Source organism: bacterium (genome assembly GCA_021372615.1).
Lineage (GTDB): Bacteria > Armatimonadota > Zipacnadia > Zipacnadales > UBA11051 > JAJFUB01.
Genome location: JAJFUB010000090.1, coordinates 37,406 through 54,380, shown reverse-complemented (window position 1 = coordinate 54,380; position 16,975 = coordinate 37,406). Strand labels below are relative to the sequence as shown.

10 protein-coding genes are annotated in these 16,975 nt (G+C 68.3%); 3 read left to right on the top strand and 7 right to left on the bottom strand.

Annotation, left to right across the window (positions count from 1 at the left end):
- Positions 1–43 precede the first annotated feature (43 nt).
- Positions 44–1,984 carry an excinuclease ABC subunit UvrC gene (gene uvrC / locus LLH23_13385; GenBank protein ID MCE5239463.1) on the bottom strand — a complete coding sequence of 647 codons (1,941 nt, stop codon included), beginning with the start codon at positions 1,982–1,984 and terminating at the stop codon, positions 44–46.
- A 108-nt stretch (positions 1,985–2,092) separates the two neighbouring features.
- On the opposite strand from uvrC, the gene LLH23_13380 reads away from it, so the two are divergent.
- Genes LLH23_13380 through LLH23_13370 form a run of 3 tightly spaced genes read left to right on the top strand, consistent with a single transcriptional unit; the run spans position 2,093 to position 8,864 of the window.
- On the top strand, positions 2,093–3,364 hold the full coding sequence (locus LLH23_13380) for a DegT/DnrJ/EryC1/StrS family aminotransferase (protein MCE5239462.1): 1,272 nt from the start codon (positions 2,093–2,095) through the stop codon (positions 3,362–3,364).
- Between the two features lie 9 nt (positions 3,365–3,373).
- Positions 3,374–5,911: a PAS domain S-box protein gene (locus tag LLH23_13375; protein MCE5239461.1), complete on the top strand. Its 2,538-nt coding sequence runs from the start codon at positions 3,374–3,376 to the stop codon at positions 5,909–5,911.
- Positions 5,912–5,966: 55 nt separating this feature from the next.
- Positions 5,967–8,864 (top strand): beta-galactosidase, encoded by a 2,898-nt coding sequence (locus LLH23_13370; GenBank protein MCE5239460.1) that lies wholly within the window; start codon positions 5,967–5,969, stop codon positions 8,862–8,864.
- A gap of 93 nt (positions 8,865–8,957) precedes the next feature.
- On the opposite strand, the gene LLH23_13365 is transcribed toward LLH23_13370, so the two are convergent.
- Genes LLH23_13365 through LLH23_13340 form a run of 6 tightly spaced genes read right to left on the bottom strand, consistent with a single transcriptional unit; the run spans position 8,958 to position 16,918 of the window.
- Positions 8,958–11,183 (bottom strand): hypothetical protein, encoded by a 2,226-nt coding sequence (locus LLH23_13365; GenBank protein ID MCE5239459.1) that lies wholly within the window; start codon positions 11,181–11,183, stop codon positions 8,958–8,960.
- 19 nt (positions 11,184–11,202) lie between these two features.
- On the bottom strand, positions 11,203–12,480 hold the full coding sequence (locus tag LLH23_13360) for a PhoPQ-activated pathogenicity-related family protein (GenBank protein MCE5239458.1): 1,278 nt from the start codon (positions 12,478–12,480) through the stop codon (positions 11,203–11,205).
- Between the two features lie 47 nt (positions 12,481–12,527).
- Entirely contained in the window at positions 12,528–13,847 is a 1,320-nt protein-coding gene (locus tag LLH23_13355; GenBank protein MCE5239457.1) for a hypothetical protein, read from the bottom strand.
- A gap of 12 nt (positions 13,848–13,859) precedes the next feature.
- Positions 13,860–14,768, bottom strand: coding sequence for a metallophosphoesterase (locus LLH23_13350; protein MCE5239456.1), 909 nt, complete (start codon positions 14,766–14,768; stop codon positions 13,860–13,862).
- Positions 14,765–16,306 (bottom strand): hypothetical protein, encoded by a 1,542-nt coding sequence (locus LLH23_13345; GenBank protein ID MCE5239455.1) that lies wholly within the window; start codon positions 16,304–16,306, stop codon positions 14,765–14,767. Before LLH23_13345 ends, LLH23_13350 begins: the two co-directional genes overlap by 4 nt.
- A 15-nt stretch (positions 16,307–16,321) precedes the next feature.
- Positions 16,322–16,918 (bottom strand): hypothetical protein, encoded by a 597-nt coding sequence (locus LLH23_13340; GenBank protein ID MCE5239454.1) that lies wholly within the window; start codon positions 16,916–16,918, stop codon positions 16,322–16,324.
- Positions 16,919–16,975: the final 57 nt, after the last annotated feature.

The following is a 16,975-nucleotide window of genomic DNA, read 5'->3' as shown; positions in this document are numbered from 1 at the left end:
AGTTCCACGTGGCGCAGAGGGGTTCCTGCCTGAGCCGTGCGGTCTACTCCTCCTGCCCCGGCAACGGCCTGGCCTCGTGCGCGGCGTCCAGCAGGAACTCGTGCAGCGTCTGCGCCGCCTTGCGGTTCATGCCCTCCACCGCCGCCAGCTCTTCGACCGAGGCCTCGCTCATGGCCTGCAGTGAGGGGAAGGCGCGGAACAGGGCCGCGCGGCGCGTGGGGCCGATGCCGGGTACCATGTCGAGCTGCGAGCGCGTGATGGTGCGGCTCCGCAGGCCCTCATGGTAGCTGTGGGCGAAGCGGTGCGCCTCGTCGCGGACGCGCTGGAGCAGAAAGCGCCCGCGCGGGTGCTCCGTCATGTCCACGGGGTCGGACTGCCCCGGCACGAAGACTTCCTCCTCGCGCTTGGCCAGCCCCGCCAGCGTCATCCCTGCAGCGCCCTCCTCCTCCAAGACCGCAGCGATGGTGCTCACCTGCCCCTTCCCGCCGTCCACCAGCAGCAGGTCGGGCAGAGGCAGGAACTTCTCGTCCCCGAGCATGCCCCGCCGCAGCCGCCGCTGCACCATCTCGGCCATCATCGCGTAGTCGTCCGGCTTGCCCTCCAGGTGGATCTTGAAGCGCCGGTAGCGCCGCTTGTCTGGCAGTCCGTCGGTGAAGACCACCATGGAGCCCACGGCGTCCTGGCCTTGCAGGTTGGAGATGTCGTAACACTCGATGCGCGCGGGCCGGGCGGCCATCTCCAGCACCTCGGCCAGGTCGTTGAGCGCCGCCAGGTTCTCCTCGCGCTTGCGGCCCCGTTCCTCCAGGACCTGGGCCAGGTTCACCTGCGCGTTCTTCTCGGCCAGCTCCACCAGCCGGCGCTTCTCACCGCGCCGGGGGACCAGCAACTCCACCTTGCCCTCGCGCAAGTCCGACAGCATCGCTTCCCAGGCGGCCGCTTCCGGCAGCGGCTCAGGCAGCAAAATGGCGCGGGGTGGGGTCACGTGCTGGCTGTAGTGCACCATCATCGCCGCCTCGATGACCTCGGAGGGCAAGCGGCCCCGCACATGCGAGAAGCTGAAGTGCTCGGGGCCCAGCATCCGTCCGGCACGGACGGGGAACAGGTCCACGACCCCGAAATCGCCCTCCAGGGCCACGGCCAGCACGTCCTGATCGCGCTCCTCGGCGGCGTTGACCAACTGGTCTTCAGAGGCGGCCTCCAGCGTCTTGATCCGGTCGCGGTAGGTCGCAGCCCGCTCGAAGTCCAGCTCCGCCGCGGCCTGCTTCATCCGCTCCTCGAACTCCTGCCGCACCGTGTCGGTCCGCCCGTCCAGCAGCATCACCACCTGCTCGACGATCCGGTCGTACTCCTCAGGCGTGATCTCCCCACGGCAGGGCCCGACGCAGCGCTTGATGTGGAAGTTCAGGCACGGGCGCAGGGGCCTGGACGGGTCGAGGGTCTTGCGGCAATGACGCAGGCCGAAGACCTGCCCGGCGATGTCACGCATCTTCCACATGACCGCGGCCGTGGGATACGGGCCGAAAACCAGCCCGTCACCAACGCCGTACACCTCGTGGCGCTTGGGGTCGTGGAAGCCGCGGCGGACCTTGCCGCGCCCGCCGGGGATGTGGACCTGGGCGTCCCGGGGCAGGTCGCGTATCACCAGCAAGCGCGGGAAGGGCTCCTGTGTGATCTTCAGGTACGGGTAGCTCTTGTCGTCAGCCAGCCGGATGTTGTAGGGAGGCTTGTGCTCCTTGATGAGGTTGGCCTCAAGCAGCAGGGCCTCGGTCTCCGAGCGGGTGACGATCCACTCGACGTCCCGGGCGCGCTCGTGCATGACGACGGCCCAGCCCGCCGGGTTGTCACCTCGCGTGTGCTGCACGAGGCGATCGCGCAGGTCGCCGGCCTTGCCGACGTAGATCGGCCGGCCCTCCTCATCGCGGAAGATGTAGGCTCCCGGCTCGTGCGGGGCGAGCTTGATCTTGGCGTCGAGTGCTGGGTCCATGCTGAGACGGCTCTCCGGGGCCGTACGGGCCATCATAGCACATGTGGCAGCTTGACATAATCCCGTGATCGGTGTTGGATATACCCACCTTTGGATGGGAGGCTTCACATGTCAGACGAACTCGCGCTTTTCGGCGGGACTCCCGCCGTTCCGACCGACCTCGTGTGCCGCAAGTGGCCGGTCATTGACGACACGGACCGCGCCGCGGTGCTGCGGGCGCTGGAGCATGATTCCCTGACTGCCGGGTCGCCCGAAGTCGCGGCGCTCCTGGAGGAATGGAACGCCTGGCAGGGCTGCCAGTACTCCCTGGCCACCAACAGCGGCACGGCCGCCCTGCACATGGCCGTGGCCGCCGTGGGCATCGAGCCGGGCGACGAAGTCATCACCTCCGCCTTTAGCTGGACCTCCACCGCCACGTGCGTCCTGCACCACAACGCCATCCCCATCTTCATTGACATCGACCCGGTGACGATCAGCCTGGACCCCAAGCTCATCGAGCCGGCCCTCAGCGACCACACGAAGGCAGTCATCGTGCCCCACCTGCACGGTCTGGCGGCGGACATGGACCCGATCCTGGATGTCTGCGCCAAGCACGGGCTGAGCATCATCGAGGACTGCTGCCAGAGCCACGGGGCGACGTACAAGGGCCGCAAGGTCGGCAGCATGGGCGCAGCGGCCGCCTTCAGCCTCAACCAGAACAAGAACTTCTCCGCCGGTGAGGGCGGCCTGATGAGCACCGATGACCCGGAGGTGTTCCAGAAGGCGGCCCGGCTGTGGCAGTTCGGCGAGGTCCACGAGCCGGACGGCACGCGCGACATGAACGCCCACGGGATGGGCTGGATGTACCGCACCGCCGGCCTGCCGGCGGCTCTGGCGCGCGCGCAACTGGCGAAACTCGACTACTACACTGAAGTCTTCCAGGCCAATGGCCGATACCTTACTCAGCACCTGGCGGAGATCCCGGGGGTCGAGCCGCCGGCGGAGCCGGAGGGGTGCGAGCACGTCTTCTACAACTACCCGATCCGCTTCAAGCCCGAGCAGGTGGGGGTGGACATGCCGGCCCGGCAGTTCCGAGAGAAGGTCTCCGCGGCGCTGAACGCCGAGGGCGTGGATGTGCGGCAGTGGTGGGGCATCGCCTTGCCGGACATGGTGCTGTTCCAGAGCAAGGACGGCTATGGCAAGGGCTGTCCGTGGAGCTGCCCGCACACCCGCCAGGACATCAGCTACGCGAACCTGCCGCTGCCCGAGACGCGCCGCTGGCTCGATGAGTACGCGCTCATCCGCAACCTGTACGCGCCGAACGACCTGAACGTGATGGAGCAGTACGTGGCGGCCTTCCAGAAGGTCTTCGCGCAGCTCAGTCGGGTTCTCCAGGCCTGAGAGACGCCCATGCCGCCGTACGCCTATCCGATCATCATCCTGGCGCCAGGCCTGGCGGCCATTCTGGCCGCCCACTATGCCTGGCGCCGGCGCCAGATGCCCATGGCCGGCGCGCTCGAAGCCCTCATGCTCAGCGTCGCCGTCTGGTCGCTGGGCGTGGCCGCCGAGATGGCCAGCCATAGCCTCACGGTGGCGATGCAGTGGGTCAAGGTCGAGTACCTCGGTATCGCCACCGTGCCGGTGACGTTCCTCATCTTCGCCCTCCACTATGCGAACCGCACCGACTGGCTGACACAGCGGCGCCTCGCCGCGCTGTTCGTCGTGCCCGCGCTCACCGTCGTGCTGGTCGCCACCAACGAGCTGCACCTGCTGTACTACGCGGCGGTGCGCCTCACCGACCTGGGCGGCCTCGTCACCGTCACCCCCAGCCCCGGGCCGGCGTACTGGCTGCACGTCACCTACTCGTACGCGCTGATCCTGATCGCCCTGGGGATCATCATCCATACCGTCGTGCGGGCCGGGCCGCGCCAGCGCGCCCAGGGCCACGTCGTCCTGGCGGCCGCCCTGGCCCCGTGGGTCACCAATGTCTGCTACCTGCTGCGCCTTGGGCCTTTGCCCGGCGTAGACTGCACTCCGGCCGCCTTCACCATCAGCGGCCTGGCCTTGGCCTGGGCGCTGTTCCGCATGAAGCTGCTGGACCTGGCTCCCGTGGCTCGCGACGCCGTGTTCGAGGCCATCAGCGACGGTGTGGTCGTCGTGGACGAGTACGAGCGCATCGTGGACTTCAACGCCGCCGCTCAGCGCATCCTGGACCGGGAGGTGGCCGCGGTACTGGGCTGGCCGGTGGAACACGTTCTCCCCTGCTGGCCGCAGGTGCGCGCCTACTGCGATGATGAGGGCGTCCACCGGCTCAAGGAGAACATGGGGACGGCCGGGAACGAGCGGACGTACGAGCTGCGTCTCTTCCTCCTGCAGCGCCACCGCAGGCGCCCGCCCAGCCGCCTGCTGTTCATCAGCGACATTACGCCCCAGGAGCACGCCCAGGAGGCCCTTCGCGCCACCGAGGTCAGCTACCACGAGCTGTTCAACGCCGTGGATGAGGCCATCTACATTCAGGACCGCGAGGGGCGCTTCCTCGACACCAACTACGGCGCCGAGGCGATGTTCGGATACCCGCGTGACTTTTTCGTCGGCAAGACCCTCGAGGCCATCGCGGCGCCCGGCAAGAACGACCTCGCGGACATCAGCCAGAAGATCCAGTGCGCCTTCCTCGGCGAGCTGCAGGAGTTCGAGTTCTGGGGACGCCGCGCCAGCGGTGATCTGTTTCCGTGCGATGTGCATCTGTACAAGGGCACCTACCTCAACCAGGATGTCGTGATCGCCCTGGCGACGGACATCACCACCCGCAAGCAGATGGAGCATGCGCAGCGGCTCGCGGCGGCGGGGCAACTTGCCGCCGGGGTCGCCCACGAGTTCAACAACCTGCTGGCGGCGATGCTGCTGCAGGCCGAGATGGCCGACCCGAGCGATCCCCAGGAGTCCCGCGAACTCAGGGAAGTGGTCCTGCGCTCGGCCCGCCGGGGCGGCGCCACCTGTGCCGACCTGATGGCCTTCGCCCGGCCACGCGAGCCGCGACGCGAACCAGTGGCCGTCGAAGACATCATCGAGCGCGCCCTCGCGGTCTCACGGCGCCAGTGCGAGAACGCCCAGGTGACGGTGGAGCGCGACAATCGGCTGCCCGGGGCACGGGTGCACGGCGATCCGGGACAGCTCGAACAGGTCCTGCTCAACCTGATCATCAATGGCGTCCAGGCGATGTCCGGGGCGGGGGTGCCGCTGGGGCGCCGACGCCTGAGCATCGCGACCGCCCCCATCCCTGAGGCCCCGCGGAGCCTCGTGATCAGCGTCAGCGACACCGGCACGGGCATCGCGCCCGAGCACCTCGCCCGCGTCTTCGAGCCGTTCTTCACCACCAAGCGGGCTGAGCCGGGCGTCGAGCCGCACGGTACCGGGCTGGGGCTGTCAGTGTCACACGGGATCGTGACGGCGCACGGTGGACAGATGGACGTCCGCAGCGAGCCACACCAGGGGACGACGTTTGTGGTGCGGCTGCCCCTCCTCGACGAGAACGCCGCCGCGGCCGAGACCCCGGCGCCCATGACGGCGGCCAGGGCGCGGCCTGCCCGCATACTGCTCGCCGAGGATGAGACGGATGTCCGCAAGGCCGTCGCCACGGCCCTCACGCAGCTCGGCCACACCGTGACCCCGGCCCGCTCCACCGAGGAGGCCATGGGGGCCCTGCGGGAGGGCGACTTCGACGTGGTGGTCACCGACTTGATGATGCCCGGCGCCGGTGGCGTCGCCATCGTGCGGCAGGCCCGCGCGCTTGCGGCCCCGCTGCCCACGGTCGTCATCACCGGCAAGCTGGATCCGCAGCTTCGCCAGGAAATGGCCGATCTAGGCGCCGGAGCAGTGCTGCAGAAACCCTTCAGCCTCACCAAGCTGCTGGACACACTGGCCGGGCTGCTGCCCACCTCTGATGCCTGAGCCGGTCACATCCTGGCTGTCCCCAATCCGGCAACCCGTCACGGAGGGATACCCCATGCGCCTCTGCTTCCCCATGGCCGTCGTTCTTCTTGCCGCCGCCTGCGCGCTCGCCCAGGGGCCGGCCCGGTTCGCCAACCAGGACTTCGAGGAGCCGGCGTTGGGCTGGACCCAGTGGCCCGACGATTCGCAGTCCAAGTACGAACTGGACGCCACCGCGGCCCAGCACGGGCGCCAGTCGCTGCGCATCACGGCAGTGCGCAGTGGCGACCGCGCCTTCGCGTGCGCGCCGCTGCTGGCGTTGGAGCCCAAGACGGTGTACCGACTGGGCGTCCACATCCGCCACGACCCCGCCGTGCCTGACAGCGCCATCGGCATGGTCATTAACTGGCGCGACCCCAAGAGCGGGGTCATCAAGAACCGCAGCTACCCCGCGCAGGTGAAGACCACGCGGCTGGGGGAGTGGGTACAGCGGGCCGGCCTCGTCGTCACTCCTGACGATGGCACGCAGGCCCAGCTCCTGCTCTCGGTCGAGTACGCCGTCGGGCGCGTGTGGTTCGACAACGTGATCCTGGAGAAGCTGGGCTCGCCCTCCGAGCTGAAGGCGGACGTGTGGACCAACCAGACCATCGGGGTGGAGATCGGCGGCGGGCCGCTCAGCCGTTACGCCAAGCACCAGGCGGACAATGACACGATCTTCCAGATGGCGACCCGCTACAACGCCCTGGTGTTCGAGTCCGCCTTCGTCGAGAGCCTGCTCCGCGATGTGGAGCGGTGTGCCTACTACGTCGGCAAGCCGACGCAGACGGCCGACCTGCGGCAGCGCTTCGAGGCCAGCGACCAGCAACTCAACACGACGTACGGCGCCTACATCGCCGCCTTCAAGAGCAAGACCGAGGCGGACAATGCCGCCTTCAGCACGAGCGCGGATAGACTCTCCGGGACACTCGCGGCTCTGAAGAAGGACCTCGAGGCACAGCTTGCGAGCCTGCGCCCGGCCAAGGTGAACTTGCCCAGGCACTTCGGGAGGCAGGAGCGGTCCGTCCGCGCCATCGAGCCGAACGGGCGCATGAACCGCCTGTTGTTCGGGTGCTGGAGCCCCGCGCAGTTCAGCGCCTGGGAGAAGCCCTTCGACCTGGAGTTCCACAGTGCCGCCCCCGGATCGCCCAAGGTCCACACCCCCGCCGACGTGGACTTCAGCAATGTCACCGAGGCCTGTGACAACCTCACCAGACTGGGCTATGCCGGCACCTTCGGCTATCTGAGCTTCGGGCTGCACGAGTACCTGTACGCGCCCCAGTGGCTGCTCGACCAGCACAAGGGCGAGCCGGACTTCTTCAAGCTCTCCCAGGACGGCCTGCAGGGCAAGAGCAGCGGGGGCAATCACAGCCTCAACTGGCTGCACCCGGCGGTGCGGGCGTACATCAAGGACTACCTGACGCAGTACGCGACCTTCTGCAAGCGCGAGCCGCGGGTGCTCTTCCACGAGGTGGACCAGGAGGCGTACCCGACCTTCACCACCGACAAGGGCGTGCGCGAGACCGGCTACGGCCCGCAAGGCGAGGTGGCCTTCCGGCAGTACCTGCAGGGCAAGTACCAGACGATCGCGGCTCTGAACCAGGAGTGGGGCGCCAACTACGCCGACTTCGCGGCCATCCAGCCGCCACCCGATGCGTACCTGGGGCGCAAAGAGATCACGCCGCTGGTCGCCGAGTTCGAGGCCTTCCGCGATGAAGCCTACCTGGGGTACCTGAAGCTCATCTACGACAGCCTCAAGGCCGCCGACCCGGACAAGCCCGTCGTGGCGCGGCACAGCGGGCTGCTCAACCAGATCAACGGGGCGCGCCTCTTCGAGACCTGCGACGTGCTCTCCTACCACCGCGGCGCGCCGCAGATGCAGCTCGGACACGTCTATCTGAGCAGTCTCAACCGCTACGCGAACAAGGGCCTCGGCTACATGGAGGACTTCTGGGGCTGCCAGGAGGAGCGGGACCGGGTGTGGGACGAGCGCGCCCAGCGCCGGGGGCTGGAGAAGCACATCAGCGACTGCTGCATGTGGGGGCGGACGCTGCAGATGAAGTGGTACGCCTACACCGCCGGCTCGTATCTCTTCCAGTACAACGGCAACTGGTTCAACCCGCAGTATGACCTGACGACGGTGCGCTACTGCGCGCCGGGCCTGGCGGTGGCGAAGCGGAAGATGGAGCAGCTCGACTGGGTGCTGACCCACAGCCGCATCGCCCCGGCGCACGCGCTGGTGCTGCAGCCTTCGGCCACGATGCGCAATGAGCGGCCGGATGCCAACGCCTACGCGCAGATTCTCAGCATCCACGCCGCCCTGTTCCGGTGGGGCATCCGCTACGAGCTGCTGCCCGAGGAGTACGTCCTCGACGGCCGCGCGAAGCTGAGCGACTTCAATGTCGTCATCGTCCCGGCGGGCAAGTACATGGCCGCCCGCCTGCAGCAGCAACTGGTGGACTTCGCGCAGGCCAGAGGCAAGCTGCTCATCCTCATCGGCGAGAACGGGACCTACGACGAACTGGCGCGGCCGTGCGGCCTGCTGACGAAGACGCTGGGCGCCGACCACACGACCACTGACCTGCGGCGTGGCGGCAAGGACATCGCGACGGGCCAGGGCCATGCGTGGCTCATCCCGTCCCTCGCGGGGCTCGAGGACTACATGGACTTCCCGAAGTGGGTGGAGGCGGCGTCGGGGGCGGAAGTGACCGGCGGCCTGCTGCGGGTGACGGAGGACGGGGAGCGCTATCTCTTCCTGCTGAACCGCAGCGTGGACTACCCCGTGACGCCCCACGTCTACTCACGCAAGCCGGTCAAGGAAGCGATAGATGTGCTGGTGCCCGGCGGCTGCCCGGTCCCGGTGCAGACCAATCGCGAAGGCAGCACGATCACGGTGCGCCTGGGGCCGGGCGAGACGGCGGTGTTGTGGCTGAGGTGAGGGGCCGGGGCTGTAGGGCGGGGGCTTGTACCCCGCCCCGAGCAGCGATCGCCGAACGGCTGGGCGGGGTACAAGCCCCCGTCCTACAGACCCCTAGCGCATGACGACGACACCGTAGATGCGGATCGCTGGCACCGTGATCTGGCCGTTCCTGGTCGGCAGCACCTGGGGCGCTGCTTCCGGCGTGAGCAGCGTCGCCTGCTTGACGCCGGGCGCCTGCAGCGTCATGGCCGGCGTCGGCTCGATGCTCTGCAGCGCGAGCTTGTCGTCGTAGCGAAAGTCGTAGTTGACGATGTGGGCGCACAGGGCGCCGTCGGTGCCGCGCGTGAGGTTCAGGAGGCGCTTGCGCGAAGCTGGCGCGTCCGGGACGTCCGCACCTACGCGAACGGGCAGCAGTCGGCGGAGCGGAGCACACAGCTTCTCCAGGTCCTCTGCCACCAACTGCGGCAGCGGCGTCAGTGCCTGCACTAGCTTCCCCTTCCCCACCTTCATCTCGACGATGTTCCCGCCGTCGGTCTCGCCCATCACCACGAGTCGCTCGAAGCGACCGTACTCGCCGCCCCCCGAATGGCCCACTACCGTGATCTGCGAGCCGGTCTTGAGCGCCACGCCCGTGGCGGTGTGCGTGTGGGTCGTGTCGTCATCGGCCGTGTTCTGCCACTGCCCGACCTGCTTGCCGTCCACGAGCAGCTCGAAGCTGCCCTGCCCGTCGCTCTCGTCGAAGTACGAGAGCACCAGGCGGTACTTCCCCGGCGCGCCACGGAACATCGCGGTGGCGTTGCCGACCTCCTTGTCCACCTTCAGCCATGGCGGCTGGGCGACATAGCCCGCATCGGTGCTGAAGTCGGCGGGCAGGTAGACCGACAGGCTCAGTTCGCGGCTCCCGGGGAAGACGCTGGAGAGGGGACGGGCCTGCGTCGAGGGCTCGTACTTCCCGCGCACCCTCGTCGCGCCGGCGACGATCACCGTGCCACCGGCCTTGGCGAAACCCGCCAGCCCGCGGGCCGCTTCGGGCTCCAGGACGGTCACGTCGCTGAGGATGACCGTCTTCAGGCCCGCCAGACGCGCCGGCTGCAGGTCGTCCTCGACGATCACCTCGGCCGGCACCCCCTGCTGTTGCAGTGCCCACAGGATGCTGTTGAAGGCACCGCGCTTGTGGCCCAGGATCTCGCCCTCACGCGGACCGGCGGTGAGGCTGAAGAGCACGGCCACCGGGGAGCCGGGCTGCGCCTTCGCATAGACCTCCGGGTGCGCCTGCAGGAAGCCGTTGTACAGCTTCAGCCCCTCCACGATCTTCCGGTCCTCGGGCACGGTCATCTGCTCGATGCGTCGGCCCAGTTCCAGCGAGAAGTTAGCGATGTAGTTGCCGCCGCACGCGGCTCCCTGCGCCAACGCCACCTGGAACTCCTCGGCGATCGGCGCGCCGGTCCACTTCTCCCCCGAGCCCGTAGAGGCGTTGAAGGCCGTCTTGCCGCGAGCCTGCATGACCTTCAGCGGGACATAGTCGAGGATGCCGGTGGGCTTGCCGTGCGACACCGCCAGCCCGATCTTGTAGGCCGCGATGTCCTGTTGGAAGGGCGCGTGCCCATTGCCCTCGGAGAAGACCCCATCCGTGAGGCCCTGGTTGATGAGCCAGTACGTCATGTTGTTGGCGACGATGAACATGCCCTGGCTGTGGGCGTAGTCGCGGATCTGCGTCCAGAAGCGCACCGCCGTGTCGAGCGTGAACCAGTTCTCCAACTCACTCGGCTTGCCGAACTGCCCGAGCTTCAGCGGCTGGCCAGTCTTCTCGAGGGCAAAGTGCGCGAACAGCTCCTGGCACGTCGGGCAGCAACACGCCCAGGTCATGGGGTTGTCGAAGAAGATCGTGTCCACGCCCCGGGCCTTGATGTCGTCCATCAGGCGCTTGATGTACGCCAGCCACGCCGGACGGTTCCAGCACCCCGCATAGCGCTTCGGGTTGTTGTAGATGATCTTGTAGGAGCCGTCGGGGTTGAGGATCGCGGCGTCCTTCAGTTCGGGATACTTGGGGAAGAGCAACTCGTGGTAGATCGTGCGGCTGCAGATGTACTGCATGGAGTGCGCGCCAGGGCGCGCCTTGACGGCCCCGAGGGCCTCGGGCGCGAAGCCGCCGCCCTGCAGGAAGGTGAAGCCCGCGTCGAGCATCAGCTCGACATGCGGCTGCTCCATCTTGGAGTAGTCAATGAGCCACCGCACCTGCCCCGGCGTAGCCCACGCGAAGGCCGGGTTGTCCGTCTCCCAGTGGGCGCAGGCAGGAGTGACGGCCAGGACGATCCCCAGCAGAGCAATCGCGCGCATGTGTGCCCTCTCATGGCCCCTACGGCCCGATGATCTCGATCCCCGTGCTCAGCGGCACCTCGCGCCCCGCCATGTCGTACACGACCTCGACAAACAGCGCCGCGTAGCCGGTCTGTGGCTTCGCTACCTCGGCGAGCCACTGCCCACCGGCCTGCTCCAGCACCTTGCTCTCCCACTTCGAGGGGCGGAAGTCGCGTGTCGGGGCTGTTGCCGTCCACTGCGCCACACGCTTGGGGGCGATGTCCGTGATGACCCCTAGCTTCAGGCTGCCGGCGTCGCGCTGGAAGTGCCAGTTGAGTTCAGGGAACTGCTGCCGGCCCGCGCAGCACAGGTAGAACGCGCCCTCGGCGGGCAGGAACCGTATGAAGTCAATCCCGTGGCCGATGTTGGGCTGGTTCAGCACCCACTTGGGCCCCGGCAGCTTGTCCCAGTAGATGTTCGCGGAGTCCAGCACCCAGTACGGGTCATTGGTGCCGTGGATCAGCAGCTTGGGCATCGTCAGCCTGTCGCGGTAGGTGAAGGGGTCCACCATGGCCCCGAAGGCCCGCCCCTCCTCGGTCTGCAGCAGGTCGGGCAGCCCCAGCGCGGTGTAGTCGTCAATCTGGCTGCTGTACACGCCGTACGAGGACTTCTGCAGCGCCATCTGGGCGGGCATGTCGAGGTTGTTGTAGATGATCGGGGCGATGCCGGCGACGCGCTGCGGGTCTACCTCGCCGGTGAACCACGTGGTCCAGCCGCGCTTGGAGGCGCCCGTGGTCACGAACTTCTCCACCCGTTGCGGCCAGTTCTGCTGCGTGTACTCCTGCACCGCATCCATGGCCCGCACTGCCGACTTGACCATCGGGTACAGCAGCGGCCAGGTCGCGTCGTGGGTCGCCAGGTAGCGCGTGAAGGTATAGGCGATCAGCGCGTCCTCGCGCAGGTTGTTGAACAGGGGCTGGTTGGGGATGTCGCCCAGATAGACGATGGGCCCGGAGACAGTCGCAGCCAGCATGGCCAGCATCGCCAGCTCCTTGTCGCCCATCTTCCCGCCGTTGATGAGCATCACCGCGGTCTGGCAGTTGTCCAGCTTCGGCGGCTGCACGATGACCAGTTGGTGGGTCCAGGTGATCCCCTGCCAGACCTGCGAGGTCAGGCTGAGCGTGATGATCTTGCAGCCCATCGCGCCATCGGCCTCGCTGACCTTCTCCCACTTGTAGGCGGCATCCGGCGCCGCCACGTAGTCGAACAGCGGCTGGGCCAGCGTGACGGAGGCACAGAGCACAACCAGCAGCAGACAGCGGACAGTCAGTCTCATGCGGGTGTCACCTTTCGGGGTGTGACAGCAAATCACGGTACACCATACTACCGGAACATGGACTCCAGCAGCGCCCGGCCCACCGCCACCATCATCTCCCCGGCCACCGGATCGAGCTTCGAGGAGGTCGCGGTGCGCTGCTCATAGCCCCCGCCCTCGAAGGCGCGCTTTGTCGGTACATAACCCACGATCCCGTTCGCCAGTTCCACCACAAAGGTGCGCTTCGCCGGGGACTTGAGCTTGATGTCCAGGCCAAACTCGGTGAAGATCTCGCCCGGCAGCGTGACGAGGCCGTAGTCGCCGAGGCGGAAGGCGTCCACCTCGGCACTCACGAGCGGCTCCGTGCGCTGCATCTCCATCATCTCGAGCGCCATCTGCGCATAGCAGCGCTCCGTGAACGAGGTGTTCTCGTCGGCGGCGGCGAGGAAGTCGCGCGCCCACGCCAGCAGCTCCTCGGGGACGTGGCGCATGGGCATGGGAATGACGGTGCTGCGGTGATCGAGCACGGGGTCGGCCAGCTTCTCCCCGTCGGCCAGCGCCCGCAGCACGTCGTCGGCCAGCCGCTCGCCCATTGTGCGAGCCCATTCGTGCCCCCGGTCGTCCCGGTCGGGGTCATACACATCAATGGCGCACAGGTTCCCGCAGCAGCCGTTGCCAAACAGCGTGACAAAGCCCTCGTGCTGCCGGGCCTTCATCGCCGCGGCCAGGTAGCCGGGGTAGTCGGCGGAGATGGGGTTGGTGCCACCCACGGTGTTGACATGGCAGGCGAAGTTCACCCAACAGCCCAGCGGCGCACCCGTGGCGTCCTCGCCCCACAGTACCGCGATCTCCGGGTCCACCGGCCCTTCCTGGTACAGGATGTCCTTGCCGCCCTTGGGGGGGTGCATCCGGGCCGTGCCGTCGCGCATGATGAAGCGGCGCTGCTGGGTCAGTTTGCCCTCGAAGCCGTAGGCCACGGTCAGCGTGCCCGGCTGCCGGCGCTGCAGGGCCGCGATGCCGGCGGCGGCGATGTGCCCTGCGAGCGACTGCACGTAGTCCGGGTCGGGGTCCATGCAGAAGATGCGGGCAGCGGCGGGGCCGGTGTGGGTGTGGGTGGCGCTGATGGTGATCCGCGTGCCCGGCACACCGGTGGCTTCCTCAATGCGCTGGCGAGCGCCGAGAACGGTGCTACGCCGCAGGGAGAGCACATCACAGGTGATGAGGACGAAGGTCAGTTCCTCGCCCGACGGCCCGCTCCCGGTAATGGCCATCGCGCGGGCGAACAGCGGGTCGTGGACGGTCTCCACGGCCTGGTCCCGGAAGTGCCCGGCGATGCGCGGGCCCGGCGGGGGGGTAATGTCCTGTTCAGCGAAACCAATCTGCAGCATAGTGCCTCCCTACTAGATCTGTACGAGTGTCCCGTCGCCCGCACCGTTCTTGGCGGACACGTTGTAGGCCCGGAGGTTCCCCAGGCGCCACTGACCGCCGCGGTGCCAATGGCCGAAGACGGCGGCGACGACGTTTGGCAGCTTCTGGATCGTCTGACCGAGCTTCACGCTGCCTGCGAAGGCCCGGGCGTATGCCGGCGCCACCTCGCTGTAGTCCTGCAGCGTCTCGGCGAAGGGCACAAAGTGAGTGACGACAACGAGCTTCCTGGCGCGGCGCGCGACCTGCCGCGCCTGCGTCCGCAGCTTGTCGCAGAAGTAGTCGGTCATCTCCCCGTCGCTGCGCCCCCAGTCGGTGTAGAACGCGTCGTTCCACACCACCGCCTCCATGACGTTGTCCTCGCCGACCTGCAGGGCCTTGGAGGCGTAGTCATCGGGCGTCAATTCCTCCCAGCGCAGGTTCGCGCGAGCGTTGCTGGTCTTCATGCTGCGCCCCGGCGCGGTCACCTGCGCGGGCGCCACGCGCAACTCCGCCGACGGGCTGGTCGTCTGCCGCAGCGAGTAGTCGTACCAGCCCATGCACCCCACGAAGGCGACATCGTCGAGCAGCACCGGGCCCATGTCGAGGCACTGCCATCCCACGGTCGCGACGGCGTCCGGCAACTCCTCCTCGTATCGTCGCCACGTGGCGCGCTTGCTGTGGAGCTGCCACAGGTCATGGTTGCCGGGCACGAACAGCTTCGGGCCGGTGAAGAAGTCGCAACTGGCCAGGAGCGTCTCATAGACAGCGGACTTCCCGACCGCCAGGTCCCCCGCGACCACCAGCACGTCCGGCTCCTCATCCTGCACCCGGGCGATGAAGTCCTGACATGGCGCGGGCTTATCGGGGTCGAGGTGGACGTCAGAGATGGCCAGGATCTTCATGTCACGCCCCGCAGACGCCCGTCGAAGGCGAAGTACGCCTCGCGGGCCTGATCGAAGGCCGACCGCAGCGGTCGGTATGTCGCACGCCAGTCCTCGCGCGTCTGCACCGGCGCCACGGCCAGCCTCAGCGAAGCCGTGTCCACGCCGAGGGCCATTCCGGCGAGCATCGCCGCCCCGCGGCTAGCGGCCTCGCTGTCCGCCCCGGCGAGCACGGGGACATCGCAGACCGCGGCGATGATCTCCGGCCACAGCGCGCTGCGCGCCCCGCCCCCGAACAGCACCAGGCGCTCGACTGCGCACCCCAACGCCCGGATGTGCTCCAGGTTCGCCGCGATATCGTAGGCCGCGGCCTCCAGCACCGCCCGGGTCATGTGGCCGGGGCCGCTCCCGAGCGTCAGGCCGCAGAAGGCCCCACGGCTGTCGCCGCGCCAGAACGGCGCTCCCGCGCCGGCGAGATACGGGAAGAAGAGCACACCCTCAGCGCCGGGCGGCACGGCCTCCGCGGCAGCGATCATCTGTCCATAGCCACCCAGGACCTCTGAGTCGCTTGTGGGAGGGGTCACCGACCCCGACCGGTCGGGGTCGGTGACCCCTCCCACAGGCGACTGCAGTGTGTCGCGCAACCACCGCAGCGCCCCTCCGGTCGTCGCCAGCGGCGCCTCCAGCACCCACTGCCCCCGCGCCAGATAGGGGAAGCACGGTATGCCGCCATGCTCGGGCGAGAAGCGCGGGGCCTCGGCCCGAGCGATGATCGCCGTGGCGGTGCCCAGCGACGCCGTCGCCGTCCCCGGCGCCAGGCCAGCCGCCAGGGCGGCGCACTTCTGGTCCTGCGCGCCGACAGCCACAGGCGTCCCTGCGGGCAAGCCCAGTTCCGCCGCAGCCGCTTCTGTCAGGCCCCCGGCGAGGCTCCCCGCCGGTCGCACTTCCGGCAACAGCCCGGCGTCCACGGCGTACTCGCCGAGCAACGCCTCGGCCCACGTCCCGCCTGCGATGTCAAAGAGCAGCGTCGTTGCGGCATTGGTGTAGTCAGTGACGACCTCGCCGGTCAGGCGGGCCATCAGGAAGTCATGGGCGCACAGCAAGCGCCACGCCCCGGCGAGGCTGTCCGGATCGCGCTCGCGCAGCCACAGCAACTGGGGCAGCATGTGCCACTGGCCGGGCAGCTTCCCGGCCAGCCGCCCCCAGAAGTCGGCGCCATGTCGCTCCAGTAGCCCCCGCGCCTGCTCCCCGGCCCGGGCGTCGAGCCATGTCAGGGCCCGCCGCAGGGGCCGCAGGCGTGCGTCTACGGGCGCCCACGAGTGCCCCTGGGCGCTGACCCCCAGGGCCAGGACGTACGCCTCAGGCGCCTCCTGCTGGGCCCCCCGGACGCATGAGACCAGTGATTGCCACCAGACCTCCGGGTCCTGCTCGGCCGCCCCGGGCTCAGGCGACAGCAGGCCGTACTCGGCGTGACGCCGCGCCAGGCAGCGCCCGTCGAGGCCGAAGAGCGCGGCCCGACAGCCCGAAGTACCCAGATCAAGGGCGAGCAGTGTGTCCACCCGGCAGGCGGCTCCCTATGAGATCCACAGCATGACGCGCGCGATCTCCTGCAGCGTCGTGCCGTCGTACTTGTACGCGATCAGGTGCCCTGCCCCGGCCAGCCAATGTGACTGCGTCCCCATGTAGAGCAGAACGGTCCCGCTCTCCTTGTCCCACACAGGGAGCGATACCGTCGTGCTGCCGTGCGCCTTCGGGTGCTCCTTGTACCAGCGCTCCCAGCCGCCGCCGTCCTGCTGGAAGTACTTGCCGTATTCGCCTTCGGTGTCTATGAGGTAGCCCTGCTCGGGCGCCGAGGGCAACGTCAGCTTCACTGCCCGCCGGTTCTTGGCGGCAAAGGCGTCCATCAGCTTCCCGACGTCCACGCCAGGAAGCCTCAGCTGCTTGATGACGTACTGCTTCGTCTGCTCGAGTTCCTTCGGGTCGTTTGTCGCTGTGACGCCGGTCCCCGTCTCCCCGTTGACGACGGTGTAGCCGCCATCCTCGTACTTGTGGGTCAGCGCCAAGGCCAGAATGCGGTTGTCGTCGGCGCCGGTCGGCTGGGCCGCCGGCTTGCACGACAGACCACTGAACACGGAGGCAACCACAGCCGTCGGCAGCAGCCATCGTCGCATCGGTCTCACGCTCCTCCCCGTGGGGTTCCGCCGCCAGTGTCTCTCTACCTGCCTCGC